Here is a 19,138-nt window from a genome sequence, read left to right on the forward strand (position 1 = left end):
CGCGGTTGATTTGGCTATCGATGCTCGTGGCACGGCGGATGCCGATGCCACTCTCCTCCCTATCCCCTCCCTTTAGATCCGCCTGCGTTAGAAGTCGACCTCGATTGCCACGCCTTTCGCCAGAGCAAGCTCGACCGCAGCCGAAGCAACGGCAAGATCCTGCAGGCCGACCCCCGTGCCGTCGAAGAGGGTGATCTGGTCCGCGGAGGTTCGTCCGGGATGCGTGCCGTTGATGACGGCGCCGATCTCGATGATTGACTCCTCGCGGATCAGCCCTCTTTCGATCGCATGTTGGGACTCGCCGATGGTGATGGCCTGTGCCACTTCGTCGGTGAAGACGGTTGCCTTGGCCAGGATTTCTGCCTCGATTTCCTGCTTGCCTTTCGTATCGGTCCCCATGCAGGCGAGATGCGTCCCGGCGCGAACCTGCGACGCCTTGAGCATGGGCGCAAAAGAGGAGGTGATCGAGATGATCACATCCGCTTCTGCTCCCAGCCGACCAAGATCGACTGCCTCGAAGGGAAGGCCCTCCTCCTTGGCAACCTCCTCCAGACGGCTCAGCATGTCGGGATGCAGGTTCCAGCCGACGATCTTTTCGAATGGGCGCTGCGCAAGGGCTGCGCGTAATTGAAACGTCGCCTGGTGACCGGCACCGATCATGCCAAGGACCTTCGCGTCTTTACGGGCGAGATATTTGATCGAAATGGCGGAGGCCGCTGCCGTCCGCAGCGCCGTCAGCAGATTGCCGCCGACGACGGCCCGGCATTTGCCGGTATCGGGATCGAACAGGAACACGGTGGACTGATGGTTGGTGAGACCTCTCTGGACATTGTTCGGCCAGAACCCGCCGGCCTTGAGACCGAGTGCCAGACCTTTACGATCGAACCCTGACTTGAAGCCGTATAGGGCATCGGCATGCCCGATCGCCTCACGGACGACAGGGAAATTGTAGGCCGATCTATCCGCCATCGAGGCAAAGACGCCCTCGACCGCCCTGAAGCAATCGGCAGGGGTTACCAATCCGGCAATTTCACTCTCAGGAACGATGATCATTCTGGCTTCCGCTTGAATTTTAGGAAGGGGGTCGGAGCCCCCGTGTCATCAGTAGGCCTTGCCGCGGGCGGATACGGGCCAGAGCGTTTCGACCTTGCCGTTGCGCACGCCCACATACCAATCGTGAACATTGCAAGTGGGATCGCAATGACCAGGGACCAGACGCAGCTTCTCGTTGATCTTGAGGACGCCGTTCGGGTCTTCGATAACGCCATGCTCGTCCGAGCATTTGATGTATTTCACATCGTCGCGACCGTAGATAAAGGGCAGTCCGGAGTCGACCGATTGTGCCTTGAGGCCGGCATCGCAGATCGCCTTGTCCGCCTTTGCGTGGCTCATGATGCTGGTCAGGATGAACAGCGCGTTTTCCCATTCGCCCTGGTCGATCCGCTTGCCGTCCTGGTCGTGGATACGGCCATAGTCGGCGTCCATGAAGGCGTAGCTGCCGCATTGCAGCTCATTGTAGACGCCCGAATTGCTCTCGAAATAGTAGCTGCCCGTGCCGCCGCCGCTGACCAATTCGGGGTCGAGACCTTCGGCTTTCAGCGCTTCGACGGCATCCTTGACCTGGGCGATAGCCGCATCGAGCTTGACCTTGCGGTCTTCATACCTATCGATGTGCTGCATGGCGCCCTGATAGGCCTGGATGCCGGTGAACTTGAGGCCGGGTGCCGCATGGATGGCATTGGCAAGCGCGACGACGGCCGCAGTCGTCGTGACGCCGCACCGTCCGGCGCCGCAATCGATCTCGATGAAGCACTCCAGCGTCGTGCCGTATTTCTGCGCCGCTCTGGAAAGCTCTTCGACATTGGCCAGATCGTCGACGCAGACGATGATCCGCGCGCCATGCTGCGGCAAAAGCGCCAGGCGATCGATCTTTGCCGGATCGCGAACCTGGTTGGAGACCAGCACATCCTTGATACCGCCGCGAACGAAAACTTCCGCTTCGGACACCTTCTGACAGCAGACGCCGATTGCACCGCCCAGCTCCTGCTGGAGCCTCAGGACGTCCACGGACTTGTGCATCTTGCCATGCGCGCGGTGGCGCATGTTGTGAGCCTTTGCATAGTCGCCCATCTTGCGAATATTGCGCTCGAGCGCGTCGAGATCCAGGATCAGGCAGGGCGTCTGGATATCATCGACGCTCATTCCGGGAAGAGCCGGTACGTCGTAGCCGACTTCCATGCCGGCAAATTTCGGTTCCATGTTCATTGCTTCTTCTCCCTATTGCCAAGGCAATTTATCGAGGTCGACATTGCCGCCGGTGATGATGATGCCGACACGTTTTCCGGCAAAGACGTGCTTGTTCTTCAGGATCGTCGCCAGAGGCACGGCGCTGGATGGCTCCATGACGATCTTCATCCGCTTCCAGATGAGCTTCATCGCATCGACGATCTCTTCCTCCGAGGCCGTCAGAATGTCGGTGACGTGGTTTCTAACGAAATGCCAGGTCAGGTCCTTGAGCGGCACCTTGAGGCCATCGGCCACCGTGTTCGGCGCGTCGTCCGCGATGATATGGCCGGCCTTGAAGCTGCGATATGCATCGTCAGCCTGCTTAGGTTCGGCCGCATAAACCCGGATATGGGGCGCCAGATTGGACAAAGTGAGGCAGGTTCCCGAAACCATGCCGCCGCCGCCGATCGGGGCGATGACGGCATCGAGCCCGTCCACCTGTTCGATCAACTCTTTCGAACAGGTTGCCTGTCCGGCGATAACACGCGGATCATTGTAGGGATGCACGAACTCCGCACCGGTCTCGGCGACGACTTCGGCGAAAACGGCCTCGCGCGACGAGGTCGAGGGCTCGCACTCGACAACCTTGCCGCCATAGCCCCGCACTGCATCCTTCTTCGCCTGCGGCGCAGTGCGCGGCATGACAACGGTGCAGGGAATTCCGCGACGGCCGGCAGCATAGGAAAGGCAGGTCCCATGATTGCCGGAGGAATGCGTCGCGACACCCTTGGCCGCCTGCTCATCGCTAAGACCAAAGACGGCATTCGATGCGCCGCGTGCCTTGAAGGCTCCTGCCTTCTGGAAGTTCTCGCATTTGAAGAACAGCTCTGCTCCCACGAGCGAATTGATGAAGCTGGAGGTCAGAACCGGAGTGCGATGAATATGGCGCCTGATCCGCTCTTCTGCGGCGGTCATGTCGGCGAGTGTTGGAATGTACATGGGTCTGCCTCCTCAGGCTGCGGCCTGGATTTTCGAAGCGCGGCCGTTGCGATAATGCTCTTGCGCTGCCGCGACACCCGAGCCGAGCTTGATGTTAAGGCCGAGGTCGACCATGACCATCTCCGCCGTCGCAATGCCCGACAGTGCCATGACATCCGTCAGACTGCCGAGATGCCCGATGCGGAAGACCTTGCCGGCGACTTCGCCGAGGCCGACCCCGAAGGCGACATCATATGTCTTGGCTGCGTGGGCGACGATCGACGTGGCATCGAAACCATCCGGCGTGCGGATTGCGCTGACCGTGTCAGAGTAGAGGTCTTCACTTTTGGCGCAAAGTTCCAGTCCCCATGCCCGGACGGCCGCCCGAATGCCCGAAGCGATGCGGTGATGGCGCGCGAAGACATTCTCCAGGCCTTCGGCCAGCAGCAGCTCCGTCGACAGCTTGAGCCCGTTCAAGAGGCCGACGGCCGGCGTGTAGGGATAGGCGTTGTTTGAATAGCTCCGCGCCATGTCTCGGATGTCGAAGAATGTTCGCGGAAGCTTGGCGGTTTCGACCGCCGCCAACGCCTTCGGCGAAAAGGCGGTAATCGCGAGGCCTGCAGGCAGCATGAAGCCCTTCTGCGAGCCTGTGATGGCAATATCGACGGACCACTCGTCCATGCGGAAATCCATCGACGCGATGGAGCTGACGCCATCAACGAACAACAGAGCGGGATGCTTGGCGGCATCGATCGCACGCCGAACGGCGGCGATATCGGATTTGACGCCGGTTGCCGTCTCGTTATGGGTGACGAGAACCGCCTTGATCTCATGCGCAGTATCGGCCGCGAGGATTTCCTCATAGCGATCAGCGGGAGCGCCGGCGCCCCAGGCGGCTTCGACGATGTCAACCTTCAGCCCGTGCCGCTGGCACATGTCGATCCAGCGCTGGCTGAACATGCCATGGCGGGCGGCAAGAACGCGGTCGCCGGGGCTGAGCGTATTGGTGATCGCCGTCTCCCAACCACCGGTTCCCGTGGACGGAAATACGTAGACGGCGGCCGCTTCGGTTTTCAGGATCTTCTTCACGCCAGCAAGTGCCGGGCGAAGAATCTCTCCGAACAAGGGCGAGCGGTGATCGAGCGTCGGCATGTCCGTAGCCTTGCGAAGGATCTCAGGCATGTTCGTCGGGCCCGGAATGAAGACTGGGTTCTGCATATACATTTGGGCGACCTCCTGTTGTTGAAGAATGGATAGCACGCCGGAAATTGGAGATAAATTTTTTTGAAATCATTTTTCAAAATGGCAACAAACACGGTAATATTTATTTAAATCAATAATTTGCTATTTTTTCATTGTACAAATCTATTTTTCAAGCCAGAATTTTTCATCGACTGAATCCCATTGGAGACGATGGCTGATGCCCGCTGAACCACGCCGAAGAGGCCGCCCCAAGGCCTTCAACGGCCCGCAAACACAAAACACCATCCAGGCGCTGGACAGGGCACTGGATGTCCTTGACGCTCTTGCCACACCGGAGGGCAAGACGCTGTCCGAGCTGGCAAGCCAGCTCGATCAATCGACGGCGACCATGCATCGCGTGCTGGCGACATTGGAGCGCCGCGAATTCGTCGAGATCAGTCCCGATCGGCAGGTCTGGCATATCGGCCCCGAGGCCTATCGGCTAGGTGCAGCATTTCTCCGCCGCTCCAACGTCGTCGAGCGTAGCCGCCCGATCATGCGCGAACTCATGCTCGAAACCGGCGAAACATCCAATCTCGGCATCGAGAAGGACGGCAACGTCCTGTTTGTCAGCCAGGTGGAAACCCATGAGTCGATCCGCGCCTTCTTCCCGCCGGGCACACTGTCGCCGCTGCACGCCTCCGGCATCGGCAAGGCGCTTCTCAGCACCTATGACGAAGAGCGGCTTTCAACCCTCTTCAAAAAGAAGGAATTCGAGCGTTTCACGGACAATACCGTGCATTCTTTCGAGCAGCTGCGCGAGGAGCTGCTGAAGACGCGGGAGAGAGGTTACTCCTTCGACGATGAGGAGCGAACCAAAGGGATGCGATGCGTCGCGGCGCCGATCCTGAATGTGCACGGCGAAGCCGTGGCCGGCATTTCCGTTTCCGGCCCCATCCATCGGCTTCCGGATGGCGATATCGACAAGATCGGCGAGCGCGTGAGGAGTGCTGCGAGAATGGTGTCGCGGCGCCTTGGAGCGCCTTAGGATCGGGGTTCAGGACGGAGCAGCGGGCGCGACGCAAGGCCCGGGACCGCAGAGGCGGCTCGCAGAACGCCGTGAAATCCGACCCAGAGCGCGATCGATCCGAATGCAAAACTGCCGAGGATCATGAACATGGCGCTATAGCCGATCTCCTGCGCCAGCCAGCCACCAATGGCCGGGCTTAGGGATGCGCCGACACCCTGCACGGTCATGACGACACCCTGGCCGACATTGATCCGGCCCGTTCCGTTCAGGATACGCGCGACGAGTGCGGGCACGGCGACACTCTGCAGGCCGGCGCCGATCCCATCGAGAATCTGCACGGGATAGACGCCCCATGACGTGATGAGATGGGCCGCGACAAAACCGCGAACGGGCAGCGCAATGAAGGATATCAACAGCACCAGCCATTGCCCTCTCCTCTCCGCAACCTGCATCGCGATCAGCGATGTGATGATCATGGTGGCCTGCGCGACGACGATGGTCAGGGCGACAAAGCCGGCAGGATCGCCCTGCTTGGCCGCGACGACCGCGAGTCCGAACAACGGTAGCATCGCGCCATTGCCGAGATGGAACAATGCCAGCGCACCGGCCAAGAGAAGCAGCGGCTTGGAATCGGCGAGCACGCCGAAGCCGCTTGCCTTGCGCTGTTCAGTAGAACCGGTTTTCCCTTGAGGATCCGCGACGACATGAACCGCGCCACGCGCTTCATCGTCATCGATCGCCTCACGCGGGATCATCAGCACGGAAATAATCGAGAACACGCCGAAGACGGCCGCAAGCCAGAAGACGGCCGTCAAGCCATACGCCCAGCCAAGCCAGCCGGACAGGCCGGCGCCGACCAGATTGCCAGCATGATTGAGCGCCTGATTATAGCCATTCTGGCGATTGAAACCGGCCTGTCGGACGATGCCGAGCGTTATGCCGTTCAGCGCCGGCCCGATCGCCGCACCCGCCACGGCGGTTGCGACCTGCGACAACGCCACGACCCAGAAAGTTTGCGATGTGAGAATGATCATCGAGGCGAGCACGGTGCAGATGCCGAGGACGATCACGCAGGTTCGCTTGCGTTTGGTCTCGTCGATAAAAGCGCCGGCCGGCGCCGTCATGATCATGCCGGCAATGCCGCCGATCGTCATCACGGAACCGATCGGCCCGCTTTGCCAGCCATGCGCGATCAGGAAGACACCGAGAAAGGGACCGATGCCCGCCTGAACGTCGGCCATGAAAAAATTCAGAAACCCAAGCGGAATGAGAGCCCGGCGCAGCCGGTCAATCGGGAATAAGCGCGACAATCGGCAACCATCCGATTCTGGAAATCGTCAAACGGAAAGCTCCAGACCGGAAAAGGTTCCCTCGCGTTACGAGGGAACTGAATGGCATGCCCAACAACGGTCACTCCACTCCTCTTCAAGGAGGGCTCCACCGTTTCCTCATGCGATGACAGTGAGGCCCTCAGTCCGAGATGATCGCTACCGCGCGGGTCCATCCGGCCGATGCATTCTCGATCTTCACGGGGAAGCAGCTGAGGATGAAACCGGTCGAGGGGAGCGCCTCGAGATTGTGCAGCTTCTCGATGTGGCAATAGCCGGTGTGGCGGCCCGCCTTGTGCCCTTCCCAGATGAGGGAGGCATCGCCGGTTTCCGTATATTTTTTTGCCGTGTGCACGAAGGGCGCATCCCAGCTCCAGCCATCCGTGCCGGTGACGCGCACGCCCTGGTCGGTCAGGTACATGGTTGCCTCATAGCCCATGCCGCATCCGCTCGCGACATAGTCCGCCTGGCCAAACTTGGCACCGGCCGAGGTGTTGACCACGACGATTTCAAGCGGGCTCAGCTTATGGCCGATGCGCTTCAGCTCGGCTTCGACATCGGCAGCCGTCGCGACATAACCATCAGGGAAATGACGGAAGTCGAGCTTGACGCCGGGCTGATAGCACCATTCCAGCGGAACCTGATCGATGCGCCATGCCGGCTCGCCATGGTTCATCGTCGGGTGATAGTGCCACGGCGCATCCAGATGCGTTCCATTGTGGGTGGAGAGCGCAATATGCTCCACCGCCCAACCGGCGCCATCCGGCAGGTCTTCCGCCGTCAGGCCAGGAAAGAAGGAAAGGATCTGTTTGAGGCTTTGGGTATGGTCGATATAAGTGATCGCCGGAATCTGGATCGGCGGATCGGCCGGAATATCGTTGGCAATCGGCACCGACAGATCGATAATACGCTGGGTCATGGGTTATCTCCTCCGCTTGATATGGCCAGCCGCTAGGAAGCTCGGCGCGAAACCTTGTTCCTGAGAATGCCGATCTTTTCGAATTCGAGCTCGACGACATCGCCGTCTCGCAGAAAGATGCCGGTTTCAAGGCCGCAGCCATTGCCTATCGTACCGGAGCCGATGAATTCGCCGGCGTGAACGGTCTCGCCCTGCGACATGTGCGAGAGGATCGCTTCGAAGCTGAACAGCATGCCTGATGTCGTGCTCTCGCAGCGCAGCTCGCCATTCACACGCACGGAAGCCTTGAGCGAATAGGGATCTGTGAGTTCGTCCTTGGTGACGATCCAGGGGCCGAGCACATTGGCACCATCGAAGCTTTTCCCCTTGGCCGGGCCAAGCCAACCGGGCATCTCCTTGGCCTGCTGGTCGCGAGCGGAGAAATCGTTGAAGATCGTGTAGCCGAAGATATGGTCGCGGGCATTCTCGACGCTGATATCCTTGCCGCTCTTGCCGACAACGACGCCATATTCCAGCTCGTAATCCATGACCTTGGAATAGCCGGGCCAGACGATCGTGTCTTCCGGGCCTGAAACAATCATCCGATTGGTGATGTAGTAGATCGGCAGCTGCTTGTAGACATCGGCAAGCGGCGGCAGCGGTTCCGCATCCAGCGCGGCGATCGCCTGTTTGTCGTCGCCCAAAGCCAGACGGCGCATGCCGCGCGACGATTGGCGAATATGGGTTTCATAGCTCATGCCATCGCGCATCTGCGTGGGCTGCGGCAGCGGAGCCAGCAAGCGGACATCGGCAATCGCGACAGAGAGCGTGACGTCGCCGGCATGCTTCTCAAACAGCGCGGCTGCCTCGACCAGCGCGGCATCGCCGCCGTCGATCAATGCGAGCATGGATGTGAAGCGATGCAATCCGCCGGCGCCGGCTTTAGTTGCGGCGGCATGCAGGTCGAACAAACGACCATCACCGGCATACACAATTCCAATCCTGATATCGCCAGCGGCGGCTCGATAGGTCGCAAGCTTCATCGGCTCTTTCTCCTCCAAATTCTATACACGACTTGAGATCATATATATTTTGTGCTTTTATCGATATCTGAAACCGACCCAATTGGGAAGCGGATTTCTTTGGGAGGAGAAACCATGAACTCGATTTCGAAGGCCGCGCTCGCCGCGGGCCTTGCCATTGTCGCTTGGTCAGGAACTGCGGCCGCCGATCAGAAAATCAATATCGGCTGCACTGCGACCACCGACTGTGCATCTGCCGCGGTCGCGCTCGAACAAGGCATCTTCAAGAAGCACGGCCTCGATGTCTCGATGACCCTGATCGGCCTCAATTCCAATATTCCGGCAGCCCTGCTTTCTGACTCCGTACAGATCGGCGGCCCAACGCCGACCGTGTTCCTGCAGGCCGTCGATGGCGGGCTTGACCTTGTCGGCGTGTCGGGCGCCAGCTCGACGGCGCAATCGACCTACGATACCGTCGGCGTCTTGGTCGGCCCCAATAGCGGCATCGCCAAGCCGGCAGATTTTGTCGGCAAGAAGGTGGGAGCACCGGGCATCGGCGCATTTCTGCAGGTGCTGTTCTCGAAATGGCTGATCGACAATGGCGTCGATCCGAAGCAGGTCAATTTCGTCGAGGTTACCTTTCCGACCATGGGTGACACGCTGAAATCCGGCGCTGTCGATGCCGTCGTGACAGCCGAGCCTATGATGTCGCGCATCATCGAATCGAAGGTCGGCACCAATGCGGGATACTTCCTGAAAACCGTGCCCGATGGCCGCCCGGCCATCCTTTATGCCGCAACGCGCGAATGGGCCGATGCCAATCCGCAGTCGGTCGCGGCATTCCGAGCTGCTATCGGCGAAGCGGCCAAGATCGTCAACGACGATCCGGATGCGGGGCGCAAGGCGATCGCCGATTTCACCAAGATCCCACCGACTGTGCTGTCGAAGATGAAGCTGTCCTTCTCCGATCCAACGCTCGATCAGGAACAGCTCGACTGGTGGGCCGCCACCATGGCACAGCAACATATGCTGCAGGGAAAGCCGGATACGGCTACACTTATCGAGAAATAATCAGGGAGTGATGGGTGACCAAGTTGTTCGGAACCGTGGCGGAGCTGGCGAGCTCCGAGACCCTCAGCGAAAGAGCTGCGGCGGTCTTGGAGCATGATATTCTCGCCGGCGTTTGGCAGCCGGGAGACCGGCTTGGCATTCAAGCCCTGTCCGAGCGTTATGAGATCGGCGCGACCCCCTTGAGGGAAGGACTTTCCCGCCTGGTGTCGCGCGGTCTCGTTTCGGCCGTCGGGCAGAGAGGGTTTCGCGTGGCAAGCGTTTCCGAAGCCGACCTCGCCGACATCACCCAGGTGCGCATCCTCGTCGAAACCGAAGCGCTTCGCCGCTCGATCCGTGACGGCCTTGACGAATGGGAAGCCGGCATCCTCTCCGCCCTGCACCGCCTCGTCCGCTCGGTCGAGCGCGACCCGGAAACCATGCGGGAGGGATCGTCGGAATTCGACCATCTGCACAAGGCGTTTCATCGCTCGCTGCTGGAAGCCTGCGGTTCCGAGCGCCTGCTGCGCCTTCACGACGATCTCTACTATCAGGCCTACCGCTACCGGCGCACGATGATGAGCCGCATCGATCATCATCAAGGCTTCATCCAGCAGCATAGGCTTCTGGCCGACATCGTCCTTTCGAGAGACGCCGACCGGGCAGAAGCCGAGCTGGCAGCCCACCTCCATCAGACCCTGGACATTGTCTACCACGGCCCCACCCCCTTGGCCGGGAAATGAAGAACATGGACGCCGTGATATCAAGCAGCGCAGTAATCGACTTCGATAGAATTGGTCTTGCCTATGGCGACCGCGCGATCATCTCGGACCTGTCCCTGACGATCCGACGCGGCGAGATCGTCTGCGTCATCGGCCCCTCCGGCTGTGGCAAGACCACGGCCCTGCGCATGGCGGGCGGGCTGGTGCGCCCGAATGGCGGAACAGTGCGCTTCATGGGCCAGCCGCTGACAGCACCCAGGCGCGACGTGGCGATCGTCTTCCAGGATTATGGAAAGGCGTTGCTGCCCTGGCGCACCGCCGCGTCCAACGTGTCGCTTGCGCTCGAAGCGGCAGGCACACCTCGCGCCGAGCGCGCCGACCGTTCCCACGCCCTGCTTGCCAAGGTGGGCCTGGCCGGACACGAGCATAAATATCCGACCGAAATGTCCGGCGGCATGCAGCAGCGCATCCAGATCGCGCGCTGTCTGGCACAGGAACCCTCGGTCCTGCTGATGGACGAGCCCTTCGGCGCGCTCGACGCGATGACGCGCCAGGGCCTTCAGGACGAGATGCTGGCGCTTGCTGCCGAAACCGGCACGACGGTCCTGTTCGTCACGCATGATCTGGAAGAAGCCGTCTACCTTGGAGACAGGGTCATCGGATTGCTGCCGAGGCCCGGCCGTATCGGCATCGAATTGAACGTCGATCTGCCCCGCCCGCGCAACCAGCTCGAAACACGCGAAATGCCGGAATTCCTGCAGCTACGCCGCGCGCTGTTCGCCTTCATCGAGAGAGCTGAACAATGAAAGCCGGATGGTGGAGAGGGCTCGTCGTCCCGGTGATATTGATCCTGCTTGCCGAAGTCGCCATGCGTGTCGAGGGATCGACTTCGTTGTCGCTGGCTGCACCAAGCGATATTGCCCTCGCTCTCTTCCGCAGCATTGCCGACACATCCCTGTTGACGGCGACGCGCGACACCTTGATCTCGGCCGGTGCCGGGCTCGTGCTCGGCGGGTTGATCGGCCTGATGCTCGGCATCCTTTTTGGCCTCGCCAGTGTGGTCGACCGGCTCATGGAAGTCAGCGTCGAACTGATCAGGCCGATCCCATCCGTCGCCATATTGCCGATTGCGATGCTGGTATTCGGTTTCGGATTCCGCATGGAAATTGCGATCGTCGCCTTTTCCTGCATCTGGCCGATGATGATCCTCGTGCGCTCCGCCATGGCGGGTATCGAGCCGCGCCTGCTGGAAGTGGCCCGGGCGCTTCGCCTTTCGACATGGCAGCGCCTGTGCACGATCGTACTGCCGGCCGCCCTGCCGCGCATTATCGTTGCATTCCGGCTTGCCGCAGCTATGGCGCTGGTCGTGGCGGTGACCGTCGAGATTGCGGTCAATCCTCTCGGGCTTGGCTATGGCATTCTGGTTGCCCAGCAGGGCCTGCAGCCGGCAACCATGCTCGCCTATTTGGTCTGGACCGGATTGCTCGGCTGGGCTGTCAATGCCTTGCTGTCCGTTGCGCAGCACCGCTTTTTGGGACGCGCGGCCACGATCGGAGTGACGACATGAGATGGGGATCGCGCCTGCTCTTTCTCGCCGGCAGCCTGGCCGTGGCGATTTTCCTCGTCTGGCTCTGGCAGATCGCCGCAGATCATCGGTTGGTCAATCCCGTCTTCCTTCCCGGCCCTGATCGCGCCTGGAAAGCCCTGATGACCGGATTTAGCCAGGGAGACCTCGGCACCAAACTCCTCGCCACCATCGAACGCATGTTCTGGGGCTGGCTGATCGCCTCGCTTGCGGGCGTCGCGCTCGGCGCAGTTATCGGCAGTTCGCCCGCGCTGCGGGCCTATCTCGCGCCGATGCTTGAGTTCCTGCGTCCTCTTCCGGCTTCGGCCACGATCCCTGTCGCCATTGCGATCTTCGGCCTCTCGGACGGAATGGTGCTTGTGGTCATTGCCTTCGGGGCGATGTGGCCCGTTTTGCTGGCGACGATTCACGGGTTTTCGGCGGTGGAACCACGCCTTTACGAGGTGATGCGGGCTCTCGGCTTTTCGCGCGCAAAGGTCATCTGGAAGGTCGCACTGCCTTCGGCGTCACCAGATATCCTGGCCGGCATGCGGCTTGGTCTTACCGTCGCGCTGATCCTGTCGATCGTCTGCGAAATGATTGCCGGGCGCAATGGATTGGGCAACTGGATCCTTCTTTCCGCACGTTCGTTCAGAGCACCCGACCTCTATGCGGGCGTGATCCTTCTCGGCGCACTCGGCTATGCAACCTCTGCCGTGATCGCGGCCTTCGAACGGCGGCTTCTAGTCTGGCGATCAAAGACACGCTGACCTCTAGCGTGAAATTGCCGAACGAAACACTGAATGTCCGGTCGCTCGTGGAAAAGCACGTCCGAAGCCCTTTGCCGGCTAACTTGATCAATAACAATTGAGTGGCCTTGACCACAGCCATCGCGTCATATCAGCATCATCGCAAGCAGCACTTGCCGAAGCAGCTTTGTCGGAGCAGATTGCAGCGACAATGGAGATGGACGCATGACACAGGACGATACTTCGGGCTCTAACGCGGGGGGTATCGCCCCTCGCTGGACATCCAGCGCGAAGAGCGGCGTCGGCACGGCACTCTCGCCGGCCTGCCGCATATGGTTTACGCTCAGCCACGGCATTCTCAACGAAGTCTATTTCCCGCGTGTCGACTGTGCCTGCACGCGCGACCTCGGCCTGATCGTCACCGGTCCGGACGGCTATTTTTCCGAGGAAAAACGCGATACCGAAAGTGTGGTCACGACAGTCGAAGACGGCGTTCCGGCCTATCGTCTCGTCAACACGGCACTCGACGGGCGCTACCGCATCATCAAGCGCATCATCGTCGATCCCGTGCGCAACAGCCTGCTTCAGCAAATATCGTTCGAAGCCTTGCAAGGGTCTGTTCACGACTATCGGCTCTTTGTGCTTGCCGCCCCGCATCTCGTCAATGCCGGCGCCGGCAATACCGGCTGGGTCGGCGACTACAAGGGCACACCGATGCTCTTTGCGACTGGCAAGGGCGGCATCTCGCTGGCGCTCGCTGTCAGCGGCGGCTGGCGGACGGCATCGGCCGGCTATGTCGGCATTTCCGACGGATGGCGGCAGTTGCAGGACGCCGGAGAATTGGATCCGCGCGTCACCCATGCCGCCGACGGCAATGTCGCGCTGACGGGCGAAATCGATCTTGCAGCCGGCAGCGACACTGTTCTCATCTCGCTCGGCTTCGGAAACCGTGCCGAGGAAGCCGGCTACAACGCACTTGCCAGCCTGCAGGCCGGCTACAAGGATGCAGAGCGCACCTATGTCGCCGACTGGCGGAAATGGCAGAGTACGCTGCTGGCGCTGGATGAGCCGAGAGCGCCGCCGCCCGAAGTCAATCGCTACCGGATCTCGACAGCCGTTCTCGCCACGCATCGTCCACTCTCCTTCGAAGGGCCCGCCGTTGCCTCGCTCTCCATCCCCTGGGGTTTTGCCAAGGGCGATGAGGATCTCGGGGGCTACCACCTGGTCTGGCCGCGCGATCTCGTCGAGACGGCCGGCGGTTTCCTTGCGGCTGGCGCTCCGCTGGATGCGCTCCGCATCCTTGCCTATCTCCGGGTGATCCAGGAGGCCGACGGCCACTGGCCGCAGAACGCCTGGCTCGATGGCGAACCCTACTGGACCGGCATTCAGATGGATGAATGCGCCTTTCCGATCCTGCTTGCCGACGCCCTGCGCCGCGAGGGGGCGCTCACCGGCGATGCGCTGCTTTCCTATGTTTCGATGGTCGAGAGAGCCGCGCGCTACGTGGTCGTCAACGGCCCGGTGACGGGGGAGGACCGCTGGGAGGAGGATGGCGGCTTTTCGCCCTTCACGCTAGCGGTCGAGATCGCCGCTTTGCTGGCGGCTGCCGATATTCTGGAGATTGCCGGCCAGGATCACAATGCCGATTATCTGCGCCAGACCGCGGACGCCTGGAACGACCAGATCGAGCGCTGGACCTATGTCCCTGCCGATGCCACAGGCAACGAACTTGGCGTCAAGGGCTACTATGTTCGCATCGCCCCGCCGGAGATCGCCGACGGCGCCTCGCCAGCTGATGGCTTCGTGCCGATCAAGAACCGCCCGCCTGGGGAATCCTATCTGCCGACCGCCCGTGTCGTCAGTCCGGATGCCCTGGCGCTCGTTCGTTTCGGACTGCGTTCCGCCAATGATCCGCGCATTGTCGACACCGTTAAGGTGATCGATGCGCAACTCAAATGCGAGTTGCCGCAGGGGCCGCTCTGGTATCGCTATACCGGAGACGGCTATGGCGAGCATGCCGATGGCCGCGCATTCAACGGCACCGGCATTGGCCGCCCATGGCCGTTGCTTGCCGGCGAACGCGCCCATTACGAGCTTGCGGCCGGCAGGCCAAAGGCGGCCATCGCGTTACTCAGCGCCCTTGAAGGGTCGGCCGGACCGGGCGGATTGTTGCCCGAACAGGTCTGGGACCAGCCCGATATCCCGGAGCGCGGCCTCATTTTCGGCGAACCCTCCGGCAGCGCGATGCCGCTTGTCTGGGCGCATGCGGAGCATATCAAACTCCTGCGCTCGCTCAGAGATAATGCTGTTTTCGACATGCCGCCGCAGGGCGTCGAGCGCTACGTGAAAAACAAGACCACCGCACCCTTTGTGCTCTGGCGCTTCAACAACAAGACTGCGCAGGTTTCCGTCGGCAAGCGCCTCAGGATCGAGGTGATGGCCAAGGCTGTGGTGCGCTGGAGTTCCGATGGCTGGGCAAACGAAAGCGATGTCACAACGCACCAAAACGGCTTCGGCATCGACGTCGCTGAGCTTGCAACCGAACGGCTGCCGGCAGGCACCGTGATCGTCTTTACCTTCTATTGGCCTGACACTGACCATTGGGAGGGAGAAGACTTCTCCGTCGTCGTGGCGGATGGCGACAAGTAAACGTCAGTCGACAGCAAACACACCGAAAGAGAGGCGCATCATGGTTGCAAAACCAAAATCCATCAAACCAAAAACGTCTGCCGCCCCGAAGGATCTCGTCGTGCTGGCGATCGATCTTGGCGGTTCGCATGTCAAAATGCTTCTAAGCACGGGCAGCGAACGGCGCGCAGCCGTTTCCGGCGCGGCGATGTCGGCGAAGAAGATGGTCGAAACGGTCGAGGAGCTTACCGCCGACTGGCACTATGACGTGATCGGCATGGGATATCCCGGCCCGGTCGTGGACAACAAGCCAGCGGCAGAGCCGCATAATCTTGGTCCCGGCTGGAAGGACTTCGATTTTTCAGCCGCTTTCGGCAAACCTGTCAGGCTCGTCAACGACGCGGTCATGCAGGCAATTGGCGGCTATAAGGGCGGCAATATGCTGTTTATCGGGCTCGGCACCGGGCTCGGTTCGGCAATGGTCGTCAACAATGTCTGCCTGCCCATGGAGCTCGCGCACCTGCCCTACAAGAAGGATGACACGTTCGAGGATTTCGTCGGCGAGCGCGGTCTCGAGAAATATGGCAAGAAGAAATGGCGCAAGTCTGTCGAGAAGGTCGTAACCCGGCTGCAGGCGGCATTGCTGCCGCATGAAACCGTCATTGGCGGCGGCAATGTCGAAAAGCTTGAAACATTGCCTGAAGGCTGCCGCGCCGGCGACAACGAGAATGCTTTTCTCGGCGGCTTTCGCCTCTGGAAAGACGAAAGCCTGAAGTTCTAGATCCCGTCGTCTACTACAAGCGGCGTGACATCACCATGTCACGCCCCCTTCCAGACCAGCTTCGCATTCGTCAACTCGCGGGCACCAAGGCCGCCGAGTTCGCGACCGAAGCCTGACCCCTTGACGCCGCCGAAAGGTGCGCGCGGGTCAGAGCGGACAAAATCGTTGATGAAGACGGCACCGGCCTCGATGCTTGCTGCAACACGTTCGGCACGCTCGGGATTGCTGCTCCAGACGGTGGCGCCGAGGCCATATTCCGTGTCATTGGCAAGAGCGATGGCTTCCTCTTCGTTCTTGAAGGTGAAGAGCATCGCGACCGGCCCGAAGAATTCCTCGCGGGCAACGGCAGCATCGTGCGGCAGGCCTGCAAGCACGGTCGCCTCATAGAAATTGCCCGGTCCCTCGATCGGCTTGCCGCCGGCAAGCACCCTGGCACCGGCGCCGACCGCATCCGTCACCTGACGATGTACGGTGTCGCGAATATCCTTGCGCGCCAGCGGTCCGAGCTTGGTTTCCGATTTCATCGGATCGCCGATCGGGATTTTCTTCACGGCCTCAACGAAGGCGGCGGTGAAACGCTCGGCAATCGATTCCTCGACGAAAAGGCGCTTGGCGGCAATGCAACTCTGGGCGTTGTTGGAGTAGCGCGAGACGACTGCCATCTGCACGGCTTTGTCGAAATCGGCATCGGCGAAGACGATGAACGGATCGGAGCCACCAAGCTCCAACACGGCCTTCTTGCCAAGCGCGCCGGCCTGCTCCGCCACCGAACGGCCGGCCTGGGTGCTGCCGGTAACCGTGACGGCCGCGATGCGCGGATCGCTGATGACCTTCGGCGCACGGCGGCGGTCGATGACAAGGTTCGTGTAGAGACCAGCGGGCGCACCGGCATCGAGGATCAGCTTCTCGATCGCCGCAGCCGAACCCTGCACGCTTTCGGCATGCTTGACGATGACGGTATTGCCGACCAGAGCGGCCGGAATGAAAAAGCGCAGCACCTGCCAGAATGGCAGGTTCCACGGCATGACGCCGAAGATCGGGCCGATCGACTGATAGATGATCTTGCCCGGCGTACCCGGGATGGCTTCATCGGCGATATAGGCCGGGCCGTCGCTGGCAAAATGCCGCGCGCCGAAGGCCGATTTCTTCACCTCACCGATCGCTTCAGCGAGTGGCTTGCCCATCTCCGAGACGATCAGGGCGCCGTATTCCTCGGCCCGGCTTTCCAGCAGGTCGGCAAGGCGGATCAAGAAGGCGCTGCGCTCGGTGATCGGCGTCTTCGACCAGCTCTTCCACGTATCGTGGGATTGCTGCAGCAACCGTTCGACCTCGGAATCGCTATGCTCCTCATAGGTGCCGATGAGTTCGCCCGTCGTTGGATTGTAGGATTGAAAGCTCATTCTCGTTCTCCTCCGGACATTGTCTAATCGCTGATTTCAATAGATGGGGCGGAAACGACGCGATATCAGGGGCCTCGCCCCAAACCGGTCGCTTCCGGATAGATTTCCATTCCCCGCAAGCCAAATCTTTATCGCGCATTGAGTTCCGGCACATCGACCCAGCGTCGTTCTTGCCAGCTCTGTTGGGCAAGTTCTGCAAGCTGCACGCCCTTGGCGCCCTCACGCAGGCTGAACTTCCACGGCGCATCCTCGGCGACATGGCGCAGGAAGCCCTCCCACTGCACCTTGAAGCCATTGTCGAACACCTGCGTGTCCGGAACCTCGTCCCACGTCTCGAAGAAGTTGATCGGCTGCGGCTGGTCAGGGTTCCACACCGGCTTCGGCGTGTTCACCCGATGCTGCGTCCAGCAGCGCATCAGCCCGCAGACCGCAGACCCATGCGTGCCGTCGACCTGGAAGGTGACGAGATCGTCGCGACGGACGCGAACCGCCCAGGAGGAATTGATATGGGCGATGATCCCGCCCTCGAGCTCGAACGTGGCATAGGCCGCATCATCGGCATCGGCGGCATAGGTCTTGCCGTTCTCATCGACACGGCTTGGAATATGAGTGGCTCCAAGGCAGCTCACCGACCTGACCTCGCCGAACAGATTGTCGAGCACATAGCGCCAGTGCGGTAGCATATCGAGGATCATGCCGCCGCCGTCGGCCTTGCGGTAATTCCACGACGGACGCTGCGCCTGTACGCCCCAGTCGCCCTCGAACACCCAGTAGCCGAACTCGCCGCGCACCGACAGGATCTTGCCGAAGAAGCCGCTGTCGCGCAGCATGGCGATCTTGCGCAGGCCCGGCAGGAACAGCTTGTCCTGCACCACGCCGTTCTTGACGCCGCGCCGCTCGGCGGAGGCTGCCACCGACAGCGCTTCTTCCAGCGTCTCGGAGATCGGCTTTTCGCAATAGACATGCTTGCCGGCGGCAATCGCCTTCTCCAGCAACTCCACACGCATCTGCGTCGAGCCGGCATCAAAGAAGATCGCATTGGCAGGATCGGCCAGAGCGGCATCGAGATCGGTCGTCGTCTTCGACAGGCCGTGCTTGCGGGCAATCGCCTCGATCTTCTCGGCATTGCGGCCGACAAGCACCGGCTCTGGCATCAGCCTGTCGCCACTCGACAGCAACACCCCGCCCTGCTCGCGGATCGCCAGGATGGAGCGCAGCAGGTGCTGATTGTAGCCCATGCGTCCGGTGATGCCGTGCATGATGATCCCGATTGGCCTTGTCGCCATAAGCCATTCCTTCCGTAAATAACCATATAGTTACATAACTGACATGCCAATGCACACCTGTCAACGCCAAGAAGCCGCAAGGGAACACCTCCATCATCTCTGATTGCTGAGCAGTTGCGAAAAAACGTCAGGCTGCATAACCACTAGGTTCAAAAGGCCCGATCTATCCCATGGCTGCACGCTCCTCGCGACTACTTGACAGCTTCTCGGGGCTTATGCATTCTAGTAACCGATCGGTTACAACATTTTCAAATTTTGTGTTTGTGGTTTTGGGAGAGACTGCAAGGCTGATCAGGT

The 19,138-nt window shown here is 60.8% G+C and carries 17 protein-coding genes; 8 read left to right on the forward strand and 9 right to left on the reverse strand.

Annotation, left to right across the window (positions count from 1 at the left end):
* Window positions 1-87: 87 nt before the first annotated feature.
* Genes bhcD through bhcA form a run of 4 tightly spaced genes read right to left on the reverse strand, consistent with a single transcriptional unit; the run spans window position 88 to window position 4,428 of the window.
* Entirely contained in the window at window positions 88-1,053 is a 966-nt protein-coding gene (bhcD, locus tag ACQZ6F_RS26555; protein ID WP_449094703.1) for an iminosuccinate reductase BhcD, read from the reverse strand.
* Window positions 1,054-1,101: 48 nt separating this feature from the next.
* Entirely contained in the window at window positions 1,102-2,265 is a 1,164-nt protein-coding gene (gene bhcC / locus ACQZ6F_RS26560) for a 3-hydroxy-D-aspartate aldolase BhcC (RefSeq protein ID WP_449094704.1), read from the reverse strand.
* 12 nt (window positions 2,266-2,277) lie between these two features.
* Complete coding sequence (gene bhcB, locus ACQZ6F_RS26565) at window positions 2,278-3,225, reverse strand: beta-hydroxyaspartate dehydratase BhcB (RefSeq protein ID WP_449094705.1); 948 nt, start codon at window positions 3,223-3,225, stop codon at window positions 2,278-2,280.
* A 12-nt stretch (window positions 3,226-3,237) separates the two neighbouring features.
* Window positions 3,238-4,428, reverse strand: coding sequence for an L-aspartate--glyoxylate aminotransferase BhcA (gene bhcA / locus ACQZ6F_RS26570; RefSeq protein WP_449094706.1), 1,191 nt, complete (start codon window positions 4,426-4,428; stop codon window positions 3,238-3,240).
* 196 nt (window positions 4,429-4,624) lie between these two features.
* On the opposite strand from bhcA, the gene bhcR reads away from it, so the two are divergent.
* Window positions 4,625-5,434: an HTH-type transcriptional regulator BhcR gene (gene bhcR, locus ACQZ6F_RS26575; RefSeq protein WP_449094707.1), complete on the forward strand. Its 810-nt coding sequence runs from the start codon at window positions 4,625-4,627 to the stop codon at window positions 5,432-5,434.
* Here bhcR and ACQZ6F_RS26580 read toward each other — a convergent pair.
* From ACQZ6F_RS26580 to ACQZ6F_RS26590, 3 genes are all read right to left on the reverse strand, one after another.
* A complete protein-coding gene (locus ACQZ6F_RS26580) occupies window positions 5,431-6,708 on the reverse strand; it encodes an MFS transporter (RefSeq protein ID WP_449094805.1) in 1,278 nt (425 codons plus the stop codon). The two genes, bhcR and ACQZ6F_RS26580, sit on opposite strands and share 4 nt — an antisense overlap.
* 178 nt (window positions 6,709-6,886) lie before the next feature.
* A complete protein-coding gene (locus ACQZ6F_RS26585) occupies window positions 6,887-7,663 on the reverse strand; it encodes a cyclase family protein (protein WP_449094708.1) in 777 nt (258 codons plus the stop codon).
* A 32-nt stretch (window positions 7,664-7,695) separates the two neighbouring features.
* Window positions 7,696-8,685, reverse strand: coding sequence for a fumarylacetoacetate hydrolase family protein (locus ACQZ6F_RS26590; RefSeq protein ID WP_449094709.1), 990 nt, complete (start codon window positions 8,683-8,685; stop codon window positions 7,696-7,698).
* Window positions 8,686-8,799: 114 nt separating this feature from the next.
* On the opposite strand from ACQZ6F_RS26590, the gene ACQZ6F_RS26595 reads away from it, so the two are divergent.
* The 7 genes from ACQZ6F_RS26595 to ACQZ6F_RS26625 all read left to right on the forward strand — a co-directional run bounded on the left by ACQZ6F_RS26595 (window position 8,800) and on the right by ACQZ6F_RS26625 (window position 16,155).
* Window positions 8,800-9,735: an ABC transporter substrate-binding protein gene (locus ACQZ6F_RS26595; RefSeq protein ID WP_449094710.1), complete on the forward strand. Its 936-nt coding sequence runs from the start codon at window positions 8,800-8,802 to the stop codon at window positions 9,733-9,735.
* Between the two features lie 14 nt (window positions 9,736-9,749).
* On the forward strand, window positions 9,750-10,454 hold the full coding sequence (locus tag ACQZ6F_RS26600) for a GntR family transcriptional regulator (RefSeq protein ID WP_449094711.1): 705 nt from the start codon (window positions 9,750-9,752) through the stop codon (window positions 10,452-10,454).
* 5 nt (window positions 10,455-10,459) lie between these two features.
* Window positions 10,460-11,239 carry an ABC transporter ATP-binding protein gene (locus tag ACQZ6F_RS26605; RefSeq protein ID WP_449094712.1) on the forward strand — a complete coding sequence of 260 codons (780 nt, stop codon included), beginning with the start codon at window positions 10,460-10,462 and terminating at the stop codon, window positions 11,237-11,239.
* The gene (locus ACQZ6F_RS26610) at window positions 11,236-12,000 is read left to right on the forward strand and encodes an ABC transporter permease (protein WP_449094713.1); all 765 of its coding nucleotides are present in this window, start codon (window positions 11,236-11,238) and stop codon (window positions 11,998-12,000) included. The genes ACQZ6F_RS26605 and ACQZ6F_RS26610 overlap by 4 nt, the downstream gene beginning before the upstream one ends.
* Window positions 11,997-12,767 carry an ABC transporter permease gene (locus ACQZ6F_RS26615; RefSeq protein ID WP_077467564.1) on the forward strand — a complete coding sequence of 257 codons (771 nt, stop codon included), beginning with the start codon at window positions 11,997-11,999 and terminating at the stop codon, window positions 12,765-12,767. The genes ACQZ6F_RS26610 and ACQZ6F_RS26615 overlap by 4 nt, the downstream gene beginning before the upstream one ends.
* Window positions 12,768-12,971: 204 nt before the next feature.
* Window positions 12,972-15,395, forward strand: a complete 2,424-nt coding sequence (locus tag ACQZ6F_RS26620; RefSeq protein WP_449094714.1) for a glucan 1,4-alpha-glucosidase — start codon at window positions 12,972-12,974, stop codon at window positions 15,393-15,395.
* A 40-nt stretch (window positions 15,396-15,435) separates the two neighbouring features.
* Window positions 15,436-16,155: an ROK family protein gene (locus tag ACQZ6F_RS26625; RefSeq protein WP_449094715.1), complete on the forward strand. Its 720-nt coding sequence runs from the start codon at window positions 15,436-15,438 to the stop codon at window positions 16,153-16,155.
* Window positions 16,156-16,193: 38 nt separating this feature from the next.
* Here ACQZ6F_RS26625 and ACQZ6F_RS26630 read toward each other — a convergent pair whose 3' ends face one another.
* Together ACQZ6F_RS26630 and ACQZ6F_RS26635 are read right to left on the reverse strand one after the other, a co-directional pair.
* Entirely contained in the window at window positions 16,194-17,555 is a 1,362-nt protein-coding gene (locus tag ACQZ6F_RS26630; RefSeq protein ID WP_449094716.1) for an NAD-dependent succinate-semialdehyde dehydrogenase, read from the reverse strand.
* 128 nt (window positions 17,556-17,683) lie between these two features.
* Complete coding sequence (locus ACQZ6F_RS26635; RefSeq protein ID WP_449094717.1) at window positions 17,684-18,841, reverse strand: Gfo/Idh/MocA family protein; 1,158 nt, start codon at window positions 18,839-18,841, stop codon at window positions 17,684-17,686.
* Window positions 18,842-19,138 lie beyond the last annotated feature (297 nt).

This window comes from Rhizobium sp. A22-96, from assembly GCF_053521805.1.

Excerpts from the sequence above, each read along its gene's own strand:
- bhcD (WP_449094703.1), bottom strand. The coding sequence starts at position 1,053 with ATGATCATCGTTCCTGAGAGTGAAATTGCCGGATTGGTAACCCCTGCC.
- bhcC (WP_449094704.1), bottom strand. The coding sequence starts at position 2,265 with ATGAACATGGAACCGAAATTTGCCGGCATGGAAGTCGGCTACGACGTA.
- bhcB (WP_449094705.1), bottom strand. The coding sequence starts at position 3,225 with ATGTACATTCCAACACTCGCCGACATGACCGCCGCAGAAGAGCGGATC.
- bhcA (WP_449094706.1), bottom strand. The coding sequence starts at position 4,428 with ATGTATATGCAGAACCCAGTCTTCATTCCGGGCCCGACGAACATGCCT.
- bhcR (WP_449094707.1), top strand. The coding sequence starts at position 4,625 with ATGCCCGCTGAACCACGCCGAAGAGGCCGCCCCAAGGCCTTCAACGGC.
- ACQZ6F_RS26585 (WP_449094708.1), bottom strand. The coding sequence starts at position 7,663 with ATGACCCAGCGTATTATCGATCTGTCGGTGCCGATTGCCAACGATATT.
- ACQZ6F_RS26590 (WP_449094709.1), bottom strand. The coding sequence starts at position 8,685 with ATGAAGCTTGCGACCTATCGAGCCGCCGCTGGCGATATCAGGATTGGA.
- ACQZ6F_RS26595 (WP_449094710.1), top strand. The coding sequence starts at position 8,800 with ATGAACTCGATTTCGAAGGCCGCGCTCGCCGCGGGCCTTGCCATTGTC.
- ACQZ6F_RS26605 (WP_449094712.1), top strand. The coding sequence starts at position 10,460 with ATGGACGCCGTGATATCAAGCAGCGCAGTAATCGACTTCGATAGAATT.
- ACQZ6F_RS26610 (WP_449094713.1), top strand. The coding sequence starts at position 11,236 with ATGAAAGCCGGATGGTGGAGAGGGCTCGTCGTCCCGGTGATATTGATC.
- ACQZ6F_RS26615 (WP_077467564.1), top strand. The coding sequence starts at position 11,997 with ATGAGATGGGGATCGCGCCTGCTCTTTCTCGCCGGCAGCCTGGCCGTG.
- ACQZ6F_RS26620 (WP_449094714.1), top strand. The coding sequence starts at position 12,972 with ATGACACAGGACGATACTTCGGGCTCTAACGCGGGGGGTATCGCCCCT.
- ACQZ6F_RS26625 (WP_449094715.1), top strand. The coding sequence starts at position 15,436 with ATGGTTGCAAAACCAAAATCCATCAAACCAAAAACGTCTGCCGCCCCG.
- ACQZ6F_RS26630 (WP_449094716.1), bottom strand. The coding sequence starts at position 17,555 with ATGAGCTTTCAATCCTACAATCCAACGACGGGCGAACTCATCGGCACC.
- ACQZ6F_RS26635 (WP_449094717.1), bottom strand. The coding sequence starts at position 18,841 with ATGGCGACAAGGCCAATCGGGATCATCATGCACGGCATCACCGGACGC.